The organism is Streptomyces achromogenes (assembly GCF_030816715.1).
Taxonomy (GTDB): Bacteria; Actinomycetota; Actinomycetes; order Streptomycetales; family Streptomycetaceae; genus Streptomyces; species Streptomyces achromogenes_A.
On sequence record NZ_JAUSYH010000001.1, the window covers coordinates 14,507 to 37,894 of the forward strand.

The 23,388-nt window shown below is 69.1% G+C and carries 13 protein-coding genes and 2 pseudogenes; 4 read left to right on the top strand and 11 right to left on the bottom strand.

The features are described 5' to 3' along the window. Positions 1-175 precede the first annotated feature (175 nt). From QF032_RS00060 to QF032_RS40510, 4 genes and pseudogenes are all read right to left on the bottom strand, one after another. Complete coding sequence (locus QF032_RS00060) at positions 176-502, bottom strand: hypothetical protein (protein WP_307054189.1); 327 nt, start codon at positions 500-502, stop codon at positions 176-178. Next, positions 502-795, bottom strand: a complete 294-nt coding sequence (locus tag QF032_RS00065) for a transposase (protein ID WP_307054192.1) — start codon at positions 793-795, stop codon at positions 502-504. The genes QF032_RS00060 and QF032_RS00065 overlap by 1 nt, the downstream gene beginning before the upstream one ends. A gap of 619 nt (positions 796-1,414) precedes the next feature. Beyond that, a complete protein-coding gene (locus QF032_RS00070) occupies positions 1,415-1,960 on the bottom strand; it encodes a 3'-5' exonuclease (protein ID WP_307054195.1) in 546 nt (181 codons plus the stop codon). Continuing rightward, positions 1,932-2,111, bottom strand: a pseudogene (locus QF032_RS40510) (DUF6879 family protein); the annotation flags it as partial. The gene QF032_RS00070 and the pseudogene QF032_RS40510, both read right to left, overlap by 29 nt. Positions 2,112-2,476: 365 nt before the next feature. Here QF032_RS40510 and QF032_RS00075 point away from each other — a divergent pair. Further along, entirely contained in the window at positions 2,477-2,689 is a 213-nt protein-coding gene (locus QF032_RS00075) for a hypothetical protein (RefSeq protein ID WP_307054197.1), read from the top strand. A gap of 268 nt (positions 2,690-2,957) precedes the next feature. On the opposite strand, the gene QF032_RS00080 is transcribed toward QF032_RS00075, so the two are convergent. The 4 genes from QF032_RS00080 to QF032_RS00095 all read right to left on the bottom strand — a co-directional run bounded on the left by QF032_RS00080 (position 2,958) and on the right by QF032_RS00095 (position 10,356). Continuing rightward, a complete protein-coding gene (locus QF032_RS00080; RefSeq protein WP_307054200.1) occupies positions 2,958-3,542 on the bottom strand; it encodes a hypothetical protein in 585 nt (194 codons plus the stop codon). An 86-nt stretch (positions 3,543-3,628) separates the two neighbouring features. Then, positions 3,629-3,865, bottom strand: coding sequence for a hypothetical protein (locus QF032_RS00085; RefSeq protein WP_307054202.1), 237 nt, complete (start codon positions 3,863-3,865; stop codon positions 3,629-3,631). A 607-nt stretch (positions 3,866-4,472) separates the two neighbouring features. After that, a complete protein-coding gene (locus QF032_RS00090) occupies positions 4,473-8,894 on the bottom strand; it encodes a hypothetical protein (RefSeq protein WP_307054203.1) in 4,422 nt (1,473 codons plus the stop codon). Positions 8,895-8,901: 7 nt separating this feature from the next. After that, positions 8,902-10,356, bottom strand: coding sequence for a lipase/acyltransferase domain-containing protein (locus QF032_RS00095; RefSeq protein ID WP_307054205.1), 1,455 nt, complete (start codon positions 10,354-10,356; stop codon positions 8,902-8,904). Between the two features lie 421 nt (positions 10,357-10,777). On the opposite strand from QF032_RS00095, the pseudogene QF032_RS00100 reads away from it, so the two are divergent. Together QF032_RS00100 and QF032_RS00105 are read left to right on the top strand one after the other, a co-directional pair. After that, a pseudogene (locus QF032_RS00100) lies at positions 10,778-11,693 on the top strand (transposase family protein). A gap of 97 nt (positions 11,694-11,790) precedes the next feature. Beyond that, positions 11,791-12,843: a hypothetical protein gene (locus QF032_RS00105; protein WP_307054207.1), complete on the top strand. Its 1,053-nt coding sequence runs from the start codon at positions 11,791-11,793 to the stop codon at positions 12,841-12,843. Here the strand turns inward: QF032_RS00105 and QF032_RS00110 are convergent. Both QF032_RS00110 and QF032_RS00115 read right to left on the bottom strand, forming a co-directional pair. Continuing rightward, positions 12,806-13,915 carry a hypothetical protein gene (locus QF032_RS00110; protein WP_307054209.1) on the bottom strand — a complete coding sequence of 370 codons (1,110 nt, stop codon included), beginning with the start codon at positions 13,913-13,915 and terminating at the stop codon, positions 12,806-12,808. The two genes, QF032_RS00105 and QF032_RS00110, sit on opposite strands and share 38 nt — an antisense overlap. Before the next feature lie 106 nt (positions 13,916-14,021). Next, the gene (locus QF032_RS00115) at positions 14,022-14,333 is read right to left on the bottom strand and encodes a WhiB family transcriptional regulator (protein WP_307054210.1); all 312 of its coding nucleotides are present in this window, start codon (positions 14,331-14,333) and stop codon (positions 14,022-14,024) included. 680 nt (positions 14,334-15,013) lie between these two features. On the opposite strand from QF032_RS00115, the gene QF032_RS00120 reads away from it, so the two are divergent. After that, entirely contained in the window at positions 15,014-17,254 is a 2,241-nt protein-coding gene (locus tag QF032_RS00120; protein ID WP_307054212.1) for a hypothetical protein, read from the top strand. Between the two features lie 267 nt (positions 17,255-17,521). Here the strand turns inward: QF032_RS00120 and QF032_RS00125 are convergent, their stop codons facing one another. Then, positions 17,522-22,921: a hypothetical protein gene (locus tag QF032_RS00125; RefSeq protein WP_307054214.1), complete on the bottom strand. Its 5,400-nt coding sequence runs from the start codon at positions 22,919-22,921 to the stop codon at positions 17,522-17,524. Positions 22,922-23,388 lie beyond the last annotated feature (467 nt).

The following is a 23,388-nucleotide window of genomic DNA, read 5'->3' on the forward strand; positions in this document are numbered from 1 at the left end:
GCACAGCCCCACGACCGGCCCTTACCTCTTGATCCACCCCATGATCACACCGGCCGGACCAACCTCAGCACATAAGAACTCTCGAACCTGAGACAACATCGGCTGCCATGCGATAAAGCCCCACGACAGCGTTCCCGCCCATCAATCTCTCACTTCATGACAGCGACCTCCCCACTCACAAACAGCCGCTGACCAGCCCCAGAACACCACCACCGACTCTCACCACCACCGACACGAAACCGAGAGATCGCAGCTCGGCCATCGCCTCACCGGCCGCGCGGGCCTCGTCGAGGAGGAAGCGGTGACCGAACTCGAGATCGTCGCGGTGCGCGTCGAACAGAGCGTCGGCCCGGTATGCCTCGGCGAGCTCGGAATCGGTGACCGGAGAGGCCCGCCACCGGTAGTAGGGCTGGCGGGCCAGATTGAGCACCCGGCACGTCACCGCCACCGGCACCCGGTGAGGGGCAGCGGCGGCGGCCAGCTCGCGGACGAGCGGGTACATCATTTTGCCGGCAGGTTCGCCTGCGACAGATACGCTGCAGCCCGGCGCAGGACCTCGTTCTCCTGCTCCAGCAGGCGGATGCGCTTGCGGGCCTCGCGCAGCTCGGCCGACTCACCCGACGCTGTCGCGGGCCTGGCGCCCTCATCGCTGTCCGCACGGCGCAGCCACTTCGACAGAGTGATCGGGTGGACGCCGAAGTCGGCGGCGATCTGTTCCAGCGTGACGCCGGGCTCGCGGTTGCGCGCGACCCGCACGACGTCCTCGCGGAACTCCTTCGGATACGGCTTGGGCACTGCAACATCCTTCCAGGCTGCCTCTCAGCAAGCCAGGTCAGGTGTCACTCATCCGTGCAGCAGTCCCAAGCGATCCCGAGAGGTGTGGCGAGACTCAGCAAGGAAGGCCTCGCTGGCGATCTGACGACGATCTCAGACAGGCTAGGGAACACCACTTCGTGGTTCTGCGTGCGTTCCGTGAGTACCACCGGCCGCCCAGCGCAGTGGGCCCAGGTGCTTCTCGGGGAGACTTTCGACGGCGGGTGATCGCCCGGAGCGGGGCGGGTGCCTCGCAGGCAGAAGCCGACCCTGGTCGGTCCGGCCGGGCGCCATGGAAAGTCGCACGGGTCCCGGAGGCGGCGCGGGGCCGGTTGCGGGCCCACTTCTTGAGGTCGCCGACGCGGTAGAGAAGTTCGGCGCCGCGCTTGTCGACCGGCTTGGGGAAGGTGCGGTCGTTGGCGCGGGCGTAGCGCAGCGCGGCGATGGTGATGTCCGGCAGGTGGCGTTCGTGGGCCTCGCGGAGTCCCACCGCCTGGTCGTCATCGACCGGGGCCGCCGGCGACGTCGCCGCTGGGTTGGCGTCGCCCGGGTCGGCGGCCGGAGCCGGGACGGGGTCGGGCACCGCCGTACGGCCGCCTGGTCAAGTCTGTTCCTTGGGGAAGAGCCGCCGCGCCATCTCGATCACGAAGGCTGAGGGCCCACGGGATATCCAGTACCCGTTCCTGGTCTCGTACCCGGGACCGACGATCATGGTCACGGTCGACTCGGCACGGGTGAGGGCGACGTAGAAGGTGCGCCTTTGCTCACCGAGCTCCGTCTCCGTGGGCCTCCGCCACTGTTTCCCGTTGGGGACATCTCGCGGAATGATGCCTTGGAGGAGGCCCGGCAGGATCACGGTGTCGAACTCTCGGCCCTTGGATGCGTGGTAGGTGGCGAGCAGCACCTTGCCAATGACTTCCTCGCCACGCGCGAGGTCCTGAAGCACGAGGTCCTTGGACCTGCACAGGCTGGCCAGGAGGTCGAGGCTGCTCGTGTTGTCCTGGTCGGGATGCCCTGCGGCTATCTCGACGAGGGTCAAGCCGGCGCGCAGCTGCTCCAGCCAGGCAGAGGCAGGGGCTTCGGCTGGGTAGAGCTCCTCGGGGTCGAGGCACAGTTGCAGAGCCCGGCTCCGAGACGATCCGGGCACGGCGCATGACAACGCGTTTGGCGGTGACCTCCTGGACCAAGTCGAGCCAAGGCCGCCACCAAGACGCGCGGTCTTCAGGGTCGAGCCGGTGGCCGCGTTGCCATGCCGCGAACCCCTCGTCCTCGTTCGGGACCGCGTACACGTCCCGCATCTCATGCGCTGCGGTAGCCGGATCACGCCCTCATGCTCGGGGAGCGGGCTGTCCTGGACGGTCTGGGTCAATGTCTCGTGATCGCCCTTCACACCCTGGATGACGAGATCTTGCGTCGCCTCGTCCACCCACACGGCCGGGCAGCCGTGATCTCCAGACTTCGGATCTTTGCCGACGAACCGTAGCTGCATTGCCTCTCCCTGCATCGAGCCGGTTGCTGCCGGTTGCAGGGTGAGCCTCACCTGGGCGGAAGAGGGGGGTCAAGGGTGCACCTGCCCATCGTGCAACCGCGTGCAACTTCGTGGATTGCCCAACTCCCTGCTTCCTAAGGTCGTATCTGGAGTCACACGAGCCGGGGAGCGTTCATGGCCAGCAAGCACAAGACCACCCAGGAACGACCCATCGACCTGCCGGTGGGTTTCAACGCGTGGCTGCTCGACTGCGCACCCATGGCTGGCTGCAAAACCTGCCAGTCCGAGTGGGAGCGCCTCAACGCGGCCAAGGCGGCAGGAAAGATCACCCTCGCCGCCAGCCACGCCACTCAGATCCGCGACCACGCCTCTGGGGTCCACTCGTGACGATGGACATTCAGACCTATCGGGACGGCCGCAAGGAAGCCGCAGACGCAGCGAAGGCGATCCGGGCGACCCTATCCCGTCTTGGCCTCCCCGAGAGTGTCTGGGGGCGGCGTGCGCCCGATGGTGACTCACAGAGGCTCGCCGTACGTGCACCTCGGCCCGTTCCGGGCCGACGCCGTCGCGCTGATGGCCGAGGCTATGCGGACTACGGCCAAGGCCGTTGACGTTGAGTAGAGCCGCCCTGCTCTGCCTGCAACCCGCCTAGGTGCTACTTACTGACAACGACTGCGAACATCGGGACGCCCTGTCGGTCGCTGAACTCCAGCACCCCGCTCCCCTCGGGGACGACCGCCCCGCTACTGCCGGTGACCGTCTCACCCGGTCGCGGGTCGGGCTTGCCGCCGAGATCGTCGTCGAGACCAAGGAAAAGGCCCGGTGCTGTCACCTGGCCGCCCGACGTCCACCGCTGCGCCGCCGTCAGCGGGTAAAGGTCGAACTCATCCGGGCCGGTGTTCGTGACCTTAATCGTCCAGATGACGAACTGCTCGCCAGGGTCCGCCTTATCCACAGTCCGGGTGTCCTTCGACCTGTAGGTCATGGTCACGTCCAGATTGAGCAGGGCCACATCAGCAGCACCGGCAGGAATCGGCCTGGCCATCTGCGCGGGCGAGGTCGAGATGTGGAGCGTCTGTCCTATGGCCAGCCTGGGGATGCTCGGTGACGGCACCCGGGGGGTGCTGCTGTTCGGCGTTTTAGGCGTGGAGTGATTGCTGCTGTCGCCGTCTCCACAGGCTGCGACGCCGCCGACAGCGAGGGCAGCGACGACAGCGATGCTGGCGATCTTCCGTTTCATGCACGATCTTCTTCCGGCCCACGATCTTCCGACCAAGCCTTGTGCCTCCATCGTGCACACGGTCGGGCCAAAACGCGCGTTTGAACTCAGGCCTTGGCGAGCCGATGGAGCATCGCGCCCCAGTTCGTCGTTACGCCGGTCGTCCTGCCCTCTGCGAAGTCCCCTTGACTACGTGGGCGAGCTGAATCGCCGACCACTAGGACGGCGATGCCCGCCGGAACGAGCCAGCCGGTCAGCTGCTGGCGAAGGGTGTCCTCTTCGGCAGAGACATACAGCGCACGCTCCTGGCCTTCCGTGCGGTCCAGACGGAACCAGCCGGGCATCTCCGCGACGAACGCGTCCCCTCCTGCCAGGAGGGCGGGACGTGGATCTCCCGGACGGTGTCAATCAGGTCGGAGAACCGGCCCTCGCGGCGGGCCTTGACAGCCGCCGGTACATCGACGCCGTGTGCGTAAGCGCCCCCTGAGAAACCAGGCAGTAGATCACCTGGCGCAGCGCCGCCCCCGTAGCTCTCCACGATCTCCCGGGCCCGTTCGACGACCGCCGGCCACCGGACCCGACCCCGCGCCATACCGGTACTTGTACCCTTCCGCACGGCCGTCGGCCCGGAACATGGGTCAGCTGCTGCTCGGTGCCACCTTCTCCGGGGCGAGCGCGGCCTCCCGCCGGTCAAGCCGTTCGTAAAGCGCGCGAACCAGGCGGGCGCGGTTCTGGACGCAGTGCACGGTGCCCTCCAGCGTCGCGGACAGCCGGCCTTCCGCCTCACCCAGGAGCAGCTGGGCGCGCTGCGGAAGCTGGGCGTCGACTGGGTCTGACGCGGCCCGGCCGTCGAGAGGTCACCCGAACAGGAACCGTGTTCGACTGATCAAGCCTGCCGAGCGGTAAGCGGATGGCTTCTCAGCTCAACTGCCCTAGACACTGTCCTGGCGATCATGGCGTGTCGGTCGGTTCAGACGACACGTCGATCACGAGGTGGCCCGATGAGGTGCCTATGACGAGCAGGTCGTGGCCCGCTATCAGTGCGCGGATTGCGTCCTCCGAAAGGAGCATGTGCCCTGTCCGTGTGCGGGGGTTCCAGATCCGCACCGTCCCGTCGTCGCTGGCCGAAGCGAGGCGGGGGGTGCCGTCGGGCGCGGTGAACACCGCCACCCCCCGCACCCCGCCGTTGTGGCCAGTGAGGGGTTGGCCTTCCTGGGCACCGGTGGCCGGGTTCCAGATCCGCACCGTCCAGTCGCCAGAGGCCGAAGCGAGGCGAGGGGTGCCGTCGGGCCCTGTGAACACCGCCACCGCCCACACTCGGATGAGGTGGTCGGTGAGGAGTTGGCCCTCTTGGGTGCCGGTGGCGGGGTTCCAGATCCGCACCGTCCCGTCGTCGCTGGCCGAAGCGAGGCGGGGGGTGCCGTCGGGCGCGGTGAACACCGCCACCCCCCGCACCCGGCCGTTGTGGCCGGTGAGGGCCGGGCCGTCTTGGGTGCCGGTGGCGGGGTTCCAGATGCGCACCGTCGCGTCGCCAGAGGCCGAAGCGAGGCGGGGGGTGCCGTCGGGCGCGGTGAACACCGCCACCGCAGTCACCCAGTCGGTGTGGCCGGTGAGGGGTTGGCCTTCCTGGGTGCTTGTGGCCGGGTTCCAGATCCGCAGCTTCCCGTCGTCGTGGCCAGCGGCGAGGCGGGCGGTGCCGTCGAGTGCGGTGAACACCGCCACCGCCCACACCCGGCCGGTCTGACCGGGGAGGATTTGGCTCTCCTGGGTGCCGGTGGCCGGGTTCCAGATCCGCACCACCCCGTCATCGTGGCCGGTGGCGAGGCGAGGGGTGCCGTCGAGTGCGGTGAACACCGCTGCCACAGTCACCCCGCCGTCGTGGCCGGTGAGGATTTGTCCTTCCTGGGCGTCGGTGGCGGGGTTCCAGATCCATACAGTGCTGTCGTCGTTGCTGGCCGAAGCGAGGCGAGGAGTGCCGTCGGGCGCGGTGAACACCGCCACCGCCCACACCCCGCCTCGGTGGCCGGTGAGGATTTGGCCTTCCTGGACACCGGTGGCCAGGTTCCAGATCCGCACCACCCCGTCATCGTGGCCGGTGGCGAGGCGAGGGGTGCCGTCGGGCGCGGTGAACACCACCACCGCCCACACCCGGGTGAGGAAGGCGCTGAGGGGTCGGCCCTTCGGGGCACCGGTGGCGGGGTTCCAGATCCGCACCGTCCCGTTGCCACAGGCCGAAGCGAGGCGAGGGGTGCCGTCGGGCGCGGTGAACACCACCACCGCCCACACCCCGCCTCGGTGGCCGGTGAGGGCCGGGCCGTCCTGGGTGCCGGTGGCGGGGTTCCAGACCCGCACCGTCCCGTCGTCGTGGCCAGCGGCGAGGCGGGGGGTGCCGTCGGGCGCGGTGAACACCGCCACCCCCCGCACCCCGCCGTTGTGACCGGTGAGGGGTTGGCCTTCCTGGGTACCGGTGGCCGGGTTCCAGATCCGCACCGTCCAGTCGCCAGAGGCCGAAGCGAGGCGGGGGGTGCCGTCGGGCGCGGTGAACACCGCCACCGCCCACACCCACCTGTCATGGCCGTTGAGGGGTTGGCCGTCCTGGGTCCCGGTGGCGGGGTTCCAGATCCGCACCGTCCTGTCGGGGCCGCCGGTGGCGAGGCGGGGGGTGCCGTCGAGTGCGGTGAACACCGCCACCGCCCACACCCCGCCGCGGTGGCCGGTGAGGATTTGGCCGTCCTGGGTGCCTGTGGCCGGGTTCCAGATCCGCAGCTTCCCGTCGTCGCTGCCGGTGGCGAGGCGAGGGGTGCCGTCGAGTGCGGTGAACACCGCCACCGCCCACACCCGGCCGGTCTGGCCGGGGAGTTGGAGGTGGAGTCGGCGTGGTGCGACGGTGCCGGAGCGGAGGGTGAGTGGCCAGGGGCGGGTGTTGTGGGGGTGGGGTTCGGTGGGAGGCGGGGTGCCTTGGATGTAGGTGGTGCCGAGGCGTCTCCACCAACGGCGCCAGCCGAGCGTGTCGTGGTCCTGCTGGTCGGAGTCGATTTCCTGGGCGTGGTGCTGGAACAGGACGGTGCCGGCAATCGCGGGCGGCAGCACGTCGGGGTTGAGGCCGTGGTGGAGGGCGTTGGTGGTGATGCCGGCCAGGGCGAGGGTGTCGAGGACGTCGGGGTGGTCGGCGAGGGTGTGCAGGGCTCCGGCGGCGTGGCCCAGCCGTGCGTGGGTGATGAGGTGGTGGCGGGTGTAGGGGCTGACATCGGCGGGTTGGGATGCGGCGTCGGGTGTGCCTTGGCGCCGGAGGGTGTGGCGGGTGTGGCGGGCGAGGGCGGTCGTGATGGCCGCGTGGGCGTGGTTCGTGTCGGTGGTGGTGAAGTGTTCGGTGAAGGTGCGGTGGGCGAGGCGGTAGACGCTCTGCCCGTGTTCCTGGTCGAGGGCGAGGTAGGGGGCCGCGTCGTGGAGCAGGCTGGGGATGCTGTCCCGGGTCTGGGCGGGCCCGGGTGCGAGGGCGTTGGCGATGGTGGACCAGATGTCGTCCTGGTCGGGCAGGCCGCGGCCCTGGGCGAGGCCGAGGGCTTTCAGGAGGTGGGTGTAGTGGGGGTTTACGTGGTGGAGGCGTTCGAGGGCGCGGTTGAAGAGCTGTCGGTGGGTTTGGCCGGTTAGGGGTGTGGGGTCGGCCAGGAGTCGGGGGGCGTTGAGGAGTTCGTGGACGGCGAGGCGGGCGTAGAGAAACTGCTGCGGCTCCGCGCCGTCCTGCTGCTGGTCGGTGACGAGGCGTCGAACGGCTTCCTCGATGAGGCGGTAGTCGGCGTTCAGAGTGCCTTGGTGTTTGGCGGCGTGGAGTTTGGCGCGCAGGTATCCGGCGATGGCCTCGGGGTCCCGGGACACCTCCACGTACTGTGGGCCGACGGTGGCCGGGCGGTCGAGGGTGGCGGGGTGTGGGCCCAGGGTGTCGAGGATGTTCGTGTCGTCGAGAGTGGGGTGGTCGGGGCCTTCGCGGGTGGAGCGTCGGGTGCCGATGATCAGGCGAACGGTGGGGAGGGCGGCGAGGGGGCGCAGGATCTGATCGGCGATGTGGAGGGGCTGTTCGGTTTCGTCGAGGCCGTCGAACAGCAGAGTCAGCTGAGTGGGCCGCTCGCGTAGCTCGGTGAGGAGCCGGGCGGTCAGGTCGGCGGGGGGCTGTCCGTCTGTGGCCAGGGTGGCGAGGTCGGTGAGGCCGGCGGCGTGGGCGACGAGGTGCAGGACACGGGCGGGGGTGAGGCCGGCTAGATGGGTGACCAGGTCGAACGGGTCGTTAGGGCAGGGGATGCAGGGTGGGAGTGGGGTGAGGTGGCCGTGGCGGATGAGGATGTCGCGCAGGCTGCTGTTGGTGTGCAGGAGGACGTGGCCGAGGAGGGCTGACTTGCCGGCGCCGGCGGGGCCGGTGACCACGAGGGCGCCGTTGCTTGCGGCGTTCAGCCAGTTGAGGATCTGGTCGCGCTGGAGGGTGCGGCCGTGGAAGTACCAGGCAAGTTCGCCGAGTTCGGCGCCGGTGGCCTTGGGCAGGAAGTGGCGGCGTTCGTCGTCGGGGAGCTGGTCGATGACGGCCTGGACTTCGGCGAGCTGGTCCAGCGGGGCGGAGACCGAACTCGCGGCCTTCAGACGGAGGCTGACGAGCTGGTCGCGGTGGTCGTCGACGGTGAGGTCGTCGAAGAAGCCGTCGAGGTCGCCGGCGAGCTCGCGTCCGAGAGCGGACAGTCCGATGGCCCGCTGGGTAGGGAAGGTAACGTTCAGGGCCCGTTCCAGGGCGCGGCTGAAGGCGCCGAGTTCGGCGTAGCCCTGGGCGGCGGTGGCCAGCAGCAGGTACCGGCGTACGCCGGCGTGCTTGTCGTCGAAGAGTTCGCGGTGGACGGCTCTGGCGAAGCTCGTTGAGAAGCAGGCGTCGAGGACGACGATCGCCCAGCTGCCATCATTGTCGGGGTGGAGTTGGCGGCTGCCGATCGCGTGGGCGATCGCCTGCGGACTGACGCCGTCGTCGATCGGTGAAGGGGTGCGGTGATGAGCGAGGCGCTCCGCGGTTCCGTGGCCGACCCAGTACAGCAGCGTGTTGTGGCCGCCGGCGGCGGTGGGCTGCCTCCAGGCGCGGAGCCGGTCCTCGACCGCCTGCAGGTCCCGTTCACCTGCCAGCACGGTCCATTCGGTGGTGCGGACGCCGTAGTCGGCCAGCAGGTCGGCGACGGCCTTGACATGCCGGTCGGTGTCCAGGTCCTCGTGGTGCCGGTAGGCGGTGAAGTTGACCGGGAACAGCTCGACGCCGCCCCTAGGGAACGCGCCGACGGTTTCGTCGCCGGTGCCGGGGGCCGTGGTGCGGGGCGGGGTGCCGTCCGGTGCGGCGGATGTGGTCATGGGAAGGCTACCGGGTGCCGGTGTCGGGCGGGGTGACGAGGACGAGCTGGGTCAGGGGCACGTGCCGGCCGGTATCCAAGGTGACGCGGTACAAGTCCGGGGCCTCGGGGGTGAAGCGGGCCGACAGCGCGCCGTCCGTACGGTCGGGGTCGGGGCGCAGGGTGAGGGGGTGGCCGGGACGGCCGGTGGTGGCGGAGTGCACGCTCAAGGTGGCGCCTGCCGGGGTGTCCAGGCCGGTGGCGGTGAGGGTGAGCGGCTGTCCGAGGGTGCCACCGACTTGGGGGGTTTCCAGGCCGGGGCCGGTGCCGTCGCCGCCGAGGGGGGCGCCCTGGGGTCGTTCCAGGGTGATGCGGCGGATCTGGCGCAGGACCTCGTCGTGGCGCATCAGCGTGCCGTGCTGCCCGTAGACGTAGGTGACGGCCTCGGTGCCGGTCCGGGCAGAGGGCAGGTGGACAGTGCCGTCGCCGGAGGCGTCACGGCGGGCCGGGATGCCGGTGCTCGGGTCGCGCACCAGTTCGCCGTCCGCTTCGACGTCGAAGGCGTGGCGGCGGCCTACGGCGACCGCGAGGCCGGCGTACTGGTGATCGTCGATGGTCTGCACGGTGGCCTGGGCCTCGCCGACGATCGCCCGGTGCCCAGGCAGCGCGAGCGGCTCCTCGCGGTGGCGCTTGTGCTGGTCGAGTGAGCGGGCTGCCAGGCCGGGGTCGCCGCCGAACCGAGCCACGTCCGCCGGGGTGAGGCGTGCGACGTCCAGGCCCAGGTCCAGGCAGCGGTAGCCGGGCAGCAGGTCGTGGACGGCGGGCAAGGTCGCTGCCATCGCCTGCACCCGCCGCACCAGCCGCTCCGGCGTCACCCGAGCGTTCAGGAGGTTGAGCGCGAGGACGGCCTTGGCCGAGCCCAGGAACGGCGTGCCGACGGTGATGACCGTCCGGGTGTCGGCCGCGAGTTCGGGGTCCTGCTCCAACGCGGCCCGCACCACCAGCCCGCCCATCGAGTGCGCCACGAACACCAGCCGCGCCTGCCCTGGTCCGCCCGCAGCCCGCCTCCCGAGTGTGGCAGCGGCCCGCTCCCGCCACCGGGTCAGGTGCGCGCGGGCCGCGCGGGCCAGCAGGGCGCCGTTGTAGGAGACCGCCAGGCGCCAGTCGTAGGCAAACGGTGCCACCGCCTCCGGCGCTTGGGTGATCCTCTGCAGGGTCTTGACCGTGTCGCTGTAGGGGTCGAGGCCCTGGAAGACGGGTAACCACCACGGTTTGGCCAGGAGCTGGTCGCGCGGATGCGTGTCAGTGGCGCCCGCCGGGCGGTGTCGGCGTCGGCGGCCCGCTCCCGCTCGTCCGCGTGCAGGGCCCCGAACAGGCTCGGGCCGGTCAGCCCGGTGAGCATCGCCAGGCTCACACCCCACAGCGCGCGGCCCGTCGCTGCGTCCTCTAGGACGCTGCCCATGATCCCCGGCACCACCACACATGCGTCCTGAGTCCGGTCCTCGAACACTGGCGGCTCCCCCGCGAACGGCACCCCGTGTCCCGACCCGCCCATGCCCACGGTCCCCATGCCACCCGACGATAGACAACCGCGCCCGCCCGCGTCCGGACTTCACCCGAGGACGGCCCCACACCCGGGGTGGCGCAAACCGGGCACAGCTGTCCGTCGTCGCATTCCCCACACGCGTGGGGGTCTGTCGCGGGTCCAGTCGTAGCGAACGCCAGGAGCAAGGTCTTCCCTGTACGCACGGGGCTTCTCACAGGCCTGGGATGCCATCCACGTCCAGATTCCCTACATATGTGGGGGTCGTTCGTTCTCGTACATGCGTCGGGCCTTACGAGTTGGTGCGTGATAGCGGGTGAGGTGTCGTGCCAGGTGGATGGCATGATCTCGCTGTGTCGATCATGGTCAATCGGGCGGTGCTGGCGCATCGGCTGTTCACGGGGCTCTCTCGGTCTCATCTTGCGTGCCTGGTCGAAGAGTTGGCCGAGCCGTGGCAGGCGAGGGTCGAAGGTCGTCGCCATGCGACGCGGGGCGGGGCCAGGAAGCGGGCCGCGGGTGCCGGCGCCAGCCATCAGCTGGTGTTCGTCGACCGGCTGGTGGCCACGCTGATCCATCTGCGGCACGACCTGCCGCACTCGGTGCTGGGGCTGCTGTTCGGTGTCGACCGTTCCACCGTCACCCGGGCGATCGCAGAGGTGCGCACGCTCCTGGCGGAGCGGGGGTGCGCGGTTCCCGACCGTCCCGGCCTGCGGCTTCGGACGCTGACGGATGTATTTGCCTATGCCCAGGCCGAAGGCGTCGAGCTGCGTTTGGACGCCACCGAGATCCAGGTCCGCCGGCCACCGGCCAGCCGCGGCGGACGCCCGTGCCTTCGTCTCGGGCAAGAAGAAGCAGAACACGATGAAGGCCCCCGTGATCGCCGACTGGCGTGGCCGCACGTTATGGACCGATGCCCTGCGGCCTGGGCGTATGCACGACGCCACGGCCGCCCGCAACGAAGGCATCGCCGTCTGCTTCCGGCACTTCCCCGACGTCGAGGTCCTCCTGGACGACGGCTATCTCGGCCTGAGCCGCGACCACCGTGGCCAAGCGATCACACCGCCCAGAAAACCGCGGCCAGGAGCATTGCCCGGCAGAGTCGAGCAGTGGGAACGGGACCGACACGGGCACTCGTCCGACCGCATCACCGTCGAACACGCCCTTGCCGATCACAAACGCTGGAAGCAACTGACCCGCTGGACACACCGACGCGACCGCCTGGCCGACACCTACCGCGCCATCGCCGGCCTCGTCTCCGACCGCACCGCCAACGTCTGAAAACCGGCCACGGCCAAGCTGAACACGTCTCACCCGCTATCACGCACCAACTCGTTACAACGAGCGGTCCCACCCCGTCACCGATGTCGGCTTCCGCGTGGACGACTTCGCCGCCGATGGGCCGCTCCTGTTTTCTCTCCTCTCCCCGGACTGGGAGGTCCCCTACAGCGCCGAGTTCACCGACCAGGGGCTCACCTACTCCCCCCTCGGTGAGGACGCCCTCGTGCGCTACCAGCGCACCCTCATCCCGGCCGCCGAGTGGATCAACAAGCACAAGCCATATCTGTTCTTCGCCGGCGACCGCGTGCTGGCCCCTGACGACCGTCTGCTCGCGCCGCGCACCGACCTGCCGCCCTTCGACCTGTCCCTGCTGAGCGTGCTGGAGTGGAACGGAGTCGACATCCAGGTCGAGTCGATGGGACCGCAGCGGCTGACGCACTCTGTGCAGCACTACATGTCTCTCCACCTGAGCGGGCAGCAGCACTTCGACGTCCTGCTCGATGACGACGGGGCCAACGAGGTGGCCGACCTCGTCGGCATCTGCGCAGACGAAACGGACATCACCATCACCCTCGTGCACTGCAAGTACTCCCACGAGCCCACACCCGGCCGCCGCGTCGCCGACCTGTACGAGGTGTGCGGCCAGGCCGTGCGTGGTGCGAAGTGGCGTGAGTACGGCGTCGAGGCGTTGCTGCGGACCCTGTACAACCGTGCCGTGAAGTGGGCCGCCCGCAATTCGGGACAGAGCCCGTACCTGGTCGGCAGCATCGACGAGCTCTACCGCATCCGGGAGCGCGCGCCTCAGTTGCGCCCCCACATCAACACGGTCATCGCACAGCCTGGCTTGTCGGCGGCCGCATGCAGCAGCGAGCAGCAGCTCCTGCTGGCCGGGGCCCACTCCTGGGTCAAGGCAGTGACCAAGGGTTCTTTCGTCGTCTACTGCAGCGCCTACACGGGGAGAAGGAGTCTGTGCGGGCGCCGACAGCACTCGCTTGGCCAGGGCGAACACGCCGCTTCAGGCGATCGTTTCCCGTGCCTTCGAAGACGGTTTCTTGTGGCAGCTGATGAGAGCCTTTCCGCGATCAGGCGGTTTTGCCAGGGGCAGGGCGGCGTCAGACTCGGCGGCAGCGCTCTCGAAGCTCGGATATGACGGCTTTTTCACGTGCGTTGATAGCGCCGTCCACAGTGGCCACGCGGTCGGCTACGTCGAGGAGGTCGCTCAGATCCCCTCGCTCGGCGTCTATGCGCCGCCACACCTCGCCGGGGTCGAAGTCGACGAGGTTCGTGAGTTGTTCGTCGACGACCTGATGCTGCTCCCGGGCCAGCCTCGTCAGGTGGCGCATCAGCAGCGTCTCCTCGTCGGCGGTCTTGTGGTTCGCCCGGATGACGAGCCACGCGACCCACAGCATCAGCTGCGGGTGCTGACTGCGCCTGCTCAGGTTCTCGGCGAGTTCGATCACCCGCGCTTCGTTGCGGAAGACGGCTTGCGCGTGCCGTCCCGCGAGCAGTGTCGTATAGCGGTTCACGGCCACCGCAAGGGGAACGCCGACCCCGGGGATACCGATCTTGATGACGTTGCGCTGCAGAAGAGACTTCCCGACGAAGGGGAGGCCCTTCGCGGCGGTCAGCACCATTCCGGAGTAGAAACCCTTGATCACCCGTCGCGTCATGGCCGGGACCACCTTGAGCACGCCTTCCCGGACTACTGCCCCGCTTTTGATCGTGAAGGCCACTCGGATGAGCTTCCACATGTCATCGGGGTCGGACAGGTCGAGCGGGGTTCGATAGAGGACGGCAATGTCGTAGGCCAGGCGGAGCTGGAGCCGGGTGATGAATGCGAGATCGACCATCATCGTCACGCCGGCGGCCGGGACGGTCGCCGCCGAGGCACCACCACGGGGGCCGATGGTGGCGGCGATGGTCAGCGTGTAGGCGCTGGCCGACAACCCGCCTTCGAGTGCGGCATAGCGGGCCGCCATCTTGATCCGCTCGTCGACAATGGCGTCCACGGGCAGGCCCTCATACCGCTCCTGGAAATACTGCCAGTCGACGGTATTGGTGTATGAGCTCAGGGCTTGAAGGCTGAGCTTGGTGAACCAGTCGCCCGACCTGATGTCGTCCGGGCTCAGCCCTGTCACGAACTCCCGTAGCTCGGCCCGCTCATGGGCGACAACCTCCCGGTCGGTGTCGTCGCCGACGGCTTCACACGGAGCTTCGGTCATAACCAGTTCTCCCCGGCGATTGAGCGTGCAGTCCGGACAGGAGATGCAGCCGGGCTGAACCAAGCCATTCGACGGCGCTCCCCGGTGCAACCTGAGATGGGAGGGGTCAACTCGCCTGCGGGATAGCAGGCGTGACGGCACGGCCGCGGCCGTGCTCCACGCGGGCCGTTTCCAGCAGGCGCCGCCAGGACGTGACCGTGGGCCGTCGCCTCAGCAGAGCCCGGCGCTCTCGCTTGGTCATGCCTCCCCACACCCCGAATTCAATGCGCTGGTCCAAGGCGTAGGCGAGGCACTCGGTCCGAACGCCGCAGCCGCCGCACAGCGCTTTGGCGCGGTTTTGCGCTGCGCCCTCGACGAACAGGGCATCGGGGTCAGCCGTCCTGCACAGCCCATGCTCACTCCAGCCCGTCCCCGCCATTCCCGATGCCGCCCTCTCCCCTGGCCCGACCTGCGAGTTGCCCAGTGCCCCGGGCAACAGGCATATGACACTACGCCGTTGGAGGACGACCGTTCCTGCCTCTGTCCCGCGGCATCACACCTTCGGGTGACCATGCTTGCCTCCCGTGCGCAAAGGCGCTACAAGCCCCGGGCAGCCGCGCCGGGAGGGCATCATCCGGGCACCGGCATCCGGCGCTTTCTGCCGCGGCAGACCACTCCCCACAGGTTCGCTCCGCGGCCGTGCCCGGCTGCCAGACCGGCAGCGGCAGCGGCAGCGGCAGCGGCAGCGGCAGCAAGGATCGGTGCCGCATCCGTCAGTTCCCACGCCGTCTCCGTCCGCCGCCTTCGGGCGACCGCCCGAAGGCGGCCCTCACCACAAGGAAAGGCGGCAGCGGGGCAAAATGTAACAAGGGGCGCCAAGTTGACGTCGTGCCACCCGGATCTGTCGCCTCAGCCGAGAGCCCGCAGCCCATCCGTGGGCGTCCCGCGGGCGATCGAGATCTCCCCATCGTCCGTCACGCACACCACGCGATGCGCGTGACGGCGGCATGCTGCCGCGGGGGCCGTGACTGGCAGCAGGAGGCCTGGGCCGGTTGAGTTCACCGGGCTGCCGTGTCAGTGGCCGCGGTTAACCTCGAAGGCTATACGGAGGAGGTCGTGTTGACGTACGGTTCGCTGACGCCGGAGGTGCCGCTGGGGCCCTTCGAGGCATCTCCCATCAGGGTCTGGTCCGCGCCGGGCAAGGCAGCCAAGCTGCATGCCACGGAGCACTGTTCCCGCATACGCGCCGGCCGAGTCACGTCGAGCGAGCTGCCGCTGCGGGTGGTGGTCGAGCGGATGTGCCCGCAGTGCGCCAGGTACGGGCCGTGGGCCCGGCCGGGCACCGGAGTCGGCTTGTTCCTGAGTGCGCTGACCGGTCTGGGGCTGCTGCACGAACTCGGCAGCTACAGCGAGGCGGACGAGGACAGCTTCGCCGACGACGAGGTGAAGCAGGCGGCCGTCCTGCTCCTGCAGGCCCCGCAGGACGATGGGGAAGCCCCCGACGCGGACGAGGAAGAGGACGACTGGCGTGCACGGCGAGAGGCCCAGCAGGTACGCGACTCGGTCGTGGGCCAGTGGCGCAGCGCGGCGGCCAGTCTGCACCGTTGCCACCGCTTCCTTGCTCTGTTTCCCTGGCTGAAGCCCTGGGCCGCTGCCGGTATGCGGCTCAAGGCCGATCATGTTGCTTTGCTCCAGCGGCAGGCTGGGCAACTGCTTTCCCGGGAGGCGCTCACAGCCGCGGCCGGCGTGACAACGATGGGCACCCCGGTTCTGCCGGCCGAGGACCCGGTGTTCGCACTCCTCGGCGCACCCACGGTGGTGGCGGAGGAGTTGGCATCGCTGTGGCGGCGGTGGAGTCACCGGGCCGCCGACAGTTGGGAGGATCCTCGCGGACACGGCCACCTCGCCTACGACCTCGTCCGCAGGATCAGCAGCCGGCGCAAAGGGTGGGATGCGGCGTTGGAGCGTGCCCAGGAGCTGGTGGCGTCCTGGGCGCTCGCGCTGCGGGCGGGTGCGGCCGGTGAGCAGGATGAGCGGGTGCTGGTGGTCCGACTCCCGGAGCAGGGGCTGAATGATCCGTTCGGCCGTGACGAGGTTTTTCTCGGCCGTCTGAGCGAGTGGGAGCTGGGTGTGCTCGCCTGCTGGGCCACCGACGCGGACTGGGAGGGGTTGACCGTGACGCTGCGGGTGCCCGAGCCTGTCGGAGCCCGTCTGCTGTCCCAGCCTTCGGCGTTGTCGTGCCTGACGCCTGAGCAGGCCGTCGCCGCGCAGGACGCGGCACCGCGGGTGCCCGTCGAGGCGGTGGGGCCGGGGGTGTTCGACGATACGCCGGTCAGTGAGCGGCGGCCGGTCACCGCAGGTGATCTGCGGGCCTTGCGTACCGTCTCGCGGGAGGTGGATCAGCTGTATCTGGTGCTGTCCGTCGAGGCCGGACCCGAGGTGTTGCCGCTGCCCGTGCTGGAGGCGCGGGTCGCTCGCGGAGGCCGGTACGTCGTCGTGGCGGCTGCCGGTGATCTGCCCGACGCACTGGTGGCGGCCCGGCGTGAGGAGCTCACAGCCGGCGCCGTGGCAGATGATGATCCGGTCTGGACGCCCCGCATCCACCAGCCCAGCCACCCGGACTTCGGCCGTAGCCTGGGCACGGCCGAGGGTGAACGGCTGGTGGTGCGCCTGGCCCGAGGACGCTCGCACCCCGATGCAGCACTGCGCTGTCTGCTCCTTGCTCGCGGAGTGGCGGACCTGCGCGATCTCGGGGACCGGTATGACGCGAGCGGCGAGCGCCGTGATCCGGTGCCCTTCCCTGTGTGGGACGGGCTGCTGGCCATGGAGCAGCTGGATCTGCGGCCTTTCAGGCCCGCCGCGGAGGACGGTGCACGGCGTGGAGGGTCGGCTCTGCCGCTGGGCATCCTGGCATCCGTGCAGCTGTACACGACGGATGCTGCAGGGCAGTTCGAGGGCCGGGCCCACTCCCCCGGCTGCCAGCACCAGAGCCGCGTCCGTGGTCTCAGCCGGTACTACGACCTGGTGACCGTCGAGCAGATGCTGGACGCCGAGCGATTCGACCCGTGCAGCAAGTGCGGCGGCTACGCCACTCGCCGCCTGTCGACGCCGCAGGTCGCCTACTACCGTGCAGCTCACCGGGTACACGACCTCGCCCAACAGGTCCGGTGGGTCCTGGACCATCCCGAGCTGGGAACGGACACCGCCTCGCTCCTGGCCGAACTCAAGGAATGGGACGCCGCCACCTCGCCTGACGACTGGTTCGATGCGGACGACGAGGAGAGGCAGTGGAGCCGCTTCATCCGCCGCCTCCTGCAGCAACTGGAAACGGCGGCCGCCGATCCCCGGCCCTCGTCGTAAGACGCGGTCTCGGGCGGGCAACCGCCCGGCCAGGAAGCGGGGCATGCGACGGCCCGTCTCCGGTTGCGCTGCCGGTCCTGCGGGCGGCTGCGCGACGCGGATCAGCCGCGTGCGCCGCCCGCTTCAGACTCGTAGAAGTCGGTGCCCGTCTGCAACAACGACAGCACCATCGTTCTGTCCCGTGCAGCCCCCGACCTGGTGATCGCAGTCCGCGGTCACTTTGGTCGGTCCTGCGCCTCGTGGTGCGCGCTCCATCTCCCGGCGCGGTCACTCAGAGTACGGTGCAAGTCGGGACACTCCAGCAACTACGAGTGCATCGACTACCCGTTGCCAGTCAGCTGGCATGCCTACGTCGGCCACAGTTTGGCGTAGTTCGATTAGCCATGACGCCAATAGATAAGTGCGGTTCGCTACTTGACTGGGATTGGCGAGGACAAGGTTCACTACCCAAGGAAGGCCGATGTGTACCTGCTCTTCGGCCGGTAGAGGCTTGATGAAGCCGATGAGCTGATCCACGCATGCTGCGTGGCCCTGAGCGAGGGGCAACCACTGGGCGACGGTGTCCTGCCAGGCCAGCGGCTCCCACCAAACGATGGGCTCGTCCTCCACTTCCCGGTAGAGGTAGGCCACTTCGGAGGCGGGGTTGGGCAAAAGCGAAGCCAGGGCGGAGAAGTACTCGCTTCGCCCTGCGAAGGGCGTGTGCCCGGAGGCCTGCAGGGCGATCACATGGGCGATCACGGTCGGCCACAGCCGCTTCGCGGTGGCTGCCCTGTCCGCAGACTCCTCGGCAGCGGAAGACAACGCGCGCAGAAAGCCGCCGAGGAGCGTCGCATCGTCGGCATAGGCCTCGATGTGCTGGAAGACGGGTGCATCGTCGTCCGCGCTTGCCACCGTAAGCAGTGCCCGGGCCGCGATCAGGGCGTGGGTGCCGCGGCTGTCCACGTCGCGCTCGGATGCAAGCAACGCGCGGCGATGGGCTTGAACGAGGACGGTAAGCAGTTCGCGAGCGGAGGTCGAGACGCAGTTCGACGCGGTCGCCGCCGGGCCGAGGGCCCTGATCGCCGCGTCGAGGCGGTCTACGTAGATGGAGTCGGCGGCGGCGGCCGCGAGCGAGTGCGCGACGGGATCGTGGAGCACGACGACCTTGCGCTGTCCGGTCTCGGGATCCCAGTCCCCGAGGGTGCAGTCGCGCATCGTCTCGACCGTCAGATGGAAGGCGGTTTCGTGGTGGCAGGTGTTGTTTCCGGCTGTGCACGCAGCCAGCCAGACATGGTCGAGGCCGCGGGCCAGGTGCACACGAACCTCGTTGGGGAGGGAGTGCGCCAGTTTGCATGCCGCGGCGGCGGCCTGACGGTACGTCGTGGAACCGTCCTTGCCGTCCATCTTGGCGCGCAACTCCGCAGCAGCGGGCAGCAGAAGGAGCGGCAGTGCCTGTGCGGCAATACGGTCCGCCCCCTGTTCGAAGTATGAGTCCTCGGATTCGAATCGACGCGGTGGTGCTGCGTTCTCGCCAATGCGCAGGAGTGTGTCAACAGCGAAGCGCAGTGCGTCGACGGGCAGCTCGACGCCGTCCACGATGGCTGCGGTGAGTGCCGTCGCGGCCACCGCGGCGGGTGCGTCCCACTGGCCGCTGGGGTCGAGGCCGGGCGGGTTTTCGAGGAGGTCTTGTGCCGAAGCCAGGTCGGAGACCAACTCGTCCGCGTCGACGGCGTCATCCTTGCCGTTCTTGGGATTGATGTAATAGCGGACGCTGAGCCGAATGGCCTCCTGGGCGCGTGCCGTTTCGACGTTCGTGGTCTGCAGCGCTTCAACGACGTCTCGGGGCGGCGTGCTCTGGATCTGCAGGCCCCCTTCCACTTGCTGGGCCTGGTAGGTGCCGCGGTCGAGGCTACTGGCCCAGGCGCGCACAGGCGCGAGCTGTTCTTGGGCGGCTGTCTCGTCGAGTTCGCCGAGTTCTTCTTCTGCAAGTCGCCTGGCCGTTGCGACAAGCTGTTGCCCGATCAGTCGCAACTCGCCCGTTCGCTGATCGTCGGCGCGCAGCACCATCGTCATGGCTGCCTCCCGTAGCGACCAGCGCCGACGCTCGGGTGCCGTTAGTCCATCGTCGGCTGCCTTCAGGCCGCTCGCTTCGTGGACGAGACGTGCGAACTCCAGGTGCCAGATCACCGGTTCCGTGAGAAAGCGATCCAGCAGACGGTCGGCGCGTTCCAGGTGGCGGACGAGCAGCCCGACGACCAGGCCGACCATCGCCAGGTTTTCGCAGTCCTGGAGCAAGATAGCGACCAGCGTGTCCAGGGGGACGTCTACCTCGACCAGTTGGTCGCAGATCCGCTCCAGTGCTTGCAGCGCGCTCATGCAGGGATAGGGGCCGACGCCGGTCCCCCGGTACCAGAGCCAGACTTGCTCGTCTCCGACGTAGGTCCGGCGTGCTCCTGTGACGTCGAGTTCGGTGCGGTAGGCGTCGAGTTCGTGGTCCTCGATCCGGGCACTGTCGTGGCCGTGACCGCCGGCGAGGGTGCGTGCGCGCACCAGCGCGGCGTGGTTGAGCATACGGTTCAGCATCGAGACGCCGTTGCGGAAGTCCGAGCGGAACATCGGCATGAAAGGACCGCGGTACCAGGCCGCGAGCGGCGCCACGCCGAGGCTGCGAGCGGTATGGCGCCGGATGCCGTACTCGTGGAATCCTGCCCCGTCGTGGTCCTCGTTGATGTAGTAGGCCTCGGTCAGCTCGGCCAGGAAACCGCGGCGATACATGGCCAACGCCCGGCCGGTCAGTACCTCCTCGACAGCGGGACCGGCCCATGCCGGCGCGTCGCGCGCAACACGGCGCAGGACGGCCTCGCCGTCCTCACCGAGATCCGGGCCGAGCAGTGCCAGCAGTTCGACCATAAGCTCATCGGTGATCTCGCGGGGGAGCTCAAGCCGACTGCGTCGGCGCGCGCGCCGACGGCTGTCCCCCATGAAGGGCAGCCGCTGCTTCTCCAGGAACTGGCGCTTGGCTTCGGCTTCCTCCGGCGACAGAGCCGCCCGGGCCGCAGCCGCGGCTGCCTGCTCGTCGTTGAGCCGGCGGTCTGCAGCGGCGCAGGCGGCAAGCAGGCGGTCGTGCAGTTTGACCCGGAGCGGATGCCCGGCGGGTGTTTCCGCGATGATGACGGCGTGGAGCCAGTCCCGCAGCATGCCCTGCACGTGCTTGCCCTGTTGCCAGGGTTCGTCTTCGTCGAGGAGCAGGGCGATGAGCGGCTCGGCTGCGGCGATCCGCACCAGACCCGCTTCGTTGTGCAGCCGCTGGTGCACGAGACGGATGAGTCGCCGCAAGCCGGTGCCGGGCTCAGCGCGCAGCGTGGGCCAGGCCTCGCGCAGGACCGGGTCGGGCGCTCCGAGTGTCAGGAGCGCTTCGCCGGGTACGTCTGCCCAGCGGTCCCCGTGGCCTGCCGCAGCCAGGTCGTCGAAGGCCTGTTGCAGGCGGGCGAGCCTGCCGCGCAGAGGGGCTTTCGGGGTGTCGGGAGCGGCAAGCAGTGCCTGGCAGGCAAGGCGTGCGGCACCGAGCGCCCAACGCGGCACGCCGGCCTCGACCAATTTCGCCGTGGGGTGGCTGGCTGAGAGGAAGAGCCGGGCGATCGCGTACCGGCGCACTTCGTCGTGGGTGAACTGCGGACCGATGGCGAACGGGTCGTCCTCGCCCGTACGCAGCACCCCATCCTGGCGCAGTCCCGCAAGCGCCGTGGGGTCGATTGCTCCGACGACCTCCAGGGGGTCTCCTTGGCCGAGTTCCAGGGCGGCCAGGCGGAGAAGGGCAATGCTCCGGGCGTCCGGGGTCCCCCGTTCAGGACGTTGACGGAGCACCAGTCCCGACCACACCTGCTGCATGGCATCGGCGTCGCTGAGGGGTGTGGCCTTCACGCCTCCTCGAACGAGCAGGTCCACCACCACGGGTCGGCGCAGCAGCTCACGTGAGCGCGGGTCCGCCGCGAGGGCCGACAACTCCTCAAAGACTGCGACGATGTCTGCTACCTGGGCATCGGTCAACGGTGGTACCTCGAAGCCAGCGACCTCTCCGGCGCAGCGTTCTTTGATCGTGTCGCGGACGACTTGCTGGGCGTCGTTCGCCGTGATGGCCACGATTTTGACGTCGGCCTGACCAGCCGCGTCGACCAGATAGAGGAAGGGGTTCCGTAGGCCCTCGGCGAATGCGTCGGCGCCGTCGATAACGAGGAGGCGCCGAGGGGCGCTCAGCTCGCCGAGTAGCGCGGTGAGCGAGGTGCCGAGTACGGACTCCAATTCCACTGTGGTGGGGGGAAGATGCCGCAGGTTGATGCACGCCACCTGCATGGAATCGGGGTCCTGTGCAGCGTTGGCGAGCGTGCGCACGACGAGGGCGCTCTTGCCCACGCCGGAGTCACCGTGGGCGACGACCGCCGCCGCCGGGGACTCCACGAGCTGAAGTAGCTGAAGTGCCGTATCGCTCCGGTCAAGTTGCACCGTTCGACCGTCCTCGGTGGCGATCTCGTCGCGCACCGAGGCAAGCGCCCGTTCGTGAAGGTGGCCGAGTGCGCTCCATCCCTGCCGGTGGCGGCGTGTGGCCGAGTCGAGGACCTGGTGCGCGTCGCGCCGCAGAAGACTCAGGTCGACGGTGGCTGCCTTCGGCGGGTACTCGTCAGCCAGGGCGACGAGCCGTTCCAGCAACCGCGTTGCCCCGTAGAGGTCGGTGCCGCGGGCCACGGGGATCAGGGAGTTCGTTACTTGGGCCCAGTCCGATTCGTCTGGTGTCTCGAGTCGGGGCATGAGCACGGTCAGCCGTGACAGCAGTTCCCAGGTGCGCTGTTCGACAAGCTGCGGGCTGGGATCGGCGGTCCCGAGCGTGGTCAGGGCGAGTTTGACGAGTTCTTCGATGTGCGTGAGCCGTGCCCGAATGTCGGCCCGGAACTTTTGGTGCGTCCGGACGAGGCCGAAGAAGCTGGGCGCATCCTTTTGCTTGCCGGCCCCGGCTGCGAGTACCGCCAACTGCTCCGCGTGTTCTTGCGGACCGGCGACGACCAGAGCCGCTCGGTATTCGGGCCCGTTGGCGGGTGCGTTGACGACCTCCTGCACGAACGTGCAGATGAGCTTCCTGCTCGACTCGTTGCTCTGCACAAGGTCGGGTGCCCGGCGCATGGCGAGGGCGAGCACCAGGGACGGCTCCGGCTCGTCAGCACATGCCGCGTGGATGACGAGGTCGTCAACCGAGTGTTCGGGTGCTTGCTGAAAGGCCACGCTGACGACCGACCGGCTGTCGCCCAGCTCGGCCGCGCCCTCGCCGAGGAGGAGGCGAGCAAGATACTGGACGGCGACCTTGCGCTCAAAGGTGACGCCGCCACCACCTGTCGCGTACGGGCTCATCCCGGTGGGAGCAGCGTTGGCGGCACTCATCCGGGTCTCCTCCAGCCATGTGCGCAGCGTGTCGTTTTCGGTGTTGAGGCGCCACTGCTTGGCACGCCCGACCTGGCTTGAGGTGGCGAACTCGGCCTCTCGAAGCTTGTCCAGCGCCGCCGTCGCCGTGGTTGGAGATACGTCCAGCGCCTTCGCGACCTTCCGGCCGGACAGGGGTGTGGCCGCGCTGGCCAATGTCTCCAAGGCCCTGTACGCGTTCTCGCCCAGCATGCCGCGGAGCAGGTCGACAGTTGAAGTCACACCACCACCATAGCCCGGATGTCCAGAGAGTCTGGACATCCGGGTTATTTGCGCGGTTGTGAAACGCGGCGGATCTGCAGTCCTTTCCCGGGTCCCGGCCCCTTGGGCCCCTGCAGCCTGCCGAACCGGCGCCGGGTATGCCGCGGCGATCGCCTTCCTGACCGCGCACGGACACGTGATCGCGATCGGCGTGGAAGGCACCGCCTCCTGCGGGGCGGGCTTCACCCGGGCCGCCCGCTCGGCGGGCCTTCACGTGGTGGAGGTCAACCGGCCCGACCGGGCCGAACGGCGCCGCAGGGCAGCAGATCGCGCGGCCGGTACCCGCCGCGCAGCTTCGTCTCGCTGACGTCATCGGTGATCGGGTTGGTGGCATGCCGAGCGAGGGGACGTCTCCGGCTCGCAGAACACCTCGTGGACGGTGAGGGTGGAGCGGTGGTAGCCGGTGCCGGGGAACGAGGCGTCGAGGC

Coding starts and splice junctions, on each gene's coding strand:
- QF032_RS00060 (WP_307054189.1), bottom strand. CDS start 502: ATGTACCCGCTCGTCCGCGAGCTGGCCGCCGCCGCTGCCCCTCACCGG.
- QF032_RS00075 (WP_307054197.1), top strand. CDS start 2,477: ATGGCCAGCAAGCACAAGACCACCCAGGAACGACCCATCGACCTGCCG.
- QF032_RS00080 (WP_307054200.1), bottom strand. CDS start 3,542: ATGAAACGGAAGATCGCCAGCATCGCTGTCGTCGCTGCCCTCGCTGTC.
- QF032_RS00085 (WP_307054202.1), bottom strand. CDS start 3,865: ATGCCCGGCTGGTTCCGTCTGGACCGCACGGAAGGCCAGGAGCGTGCG.
- QF032_RS00090 (WP_307054203.1), bottom strand. CDS start 8,894: ATGACCACATCCGCCGCACCGGACGGCACCCCGCCCCGCACCACGGCC.
- QF032_RS00095 (WP_307054205.1), bottom strand. CDS start 10,356: ATGTGTGGTGGTGCCGGGGATCATGGGCAGCGTCCTAGAGGACGCAGC.
- QF032_RS00110 (WP_307054209.1), bottom strand. CDS start 13,915: ATGACCGAAGCTCCGTGTGAAGCCGTCGGCGACGACACCGACCGGGAG.
- QF032_RS00115 (WP_307054210.1), bottom strand. CDS start 14,333: ATGGCGGGGACGGGCTGGAGTGAGCATGGGCTGTGCAGGACGGCTGAC.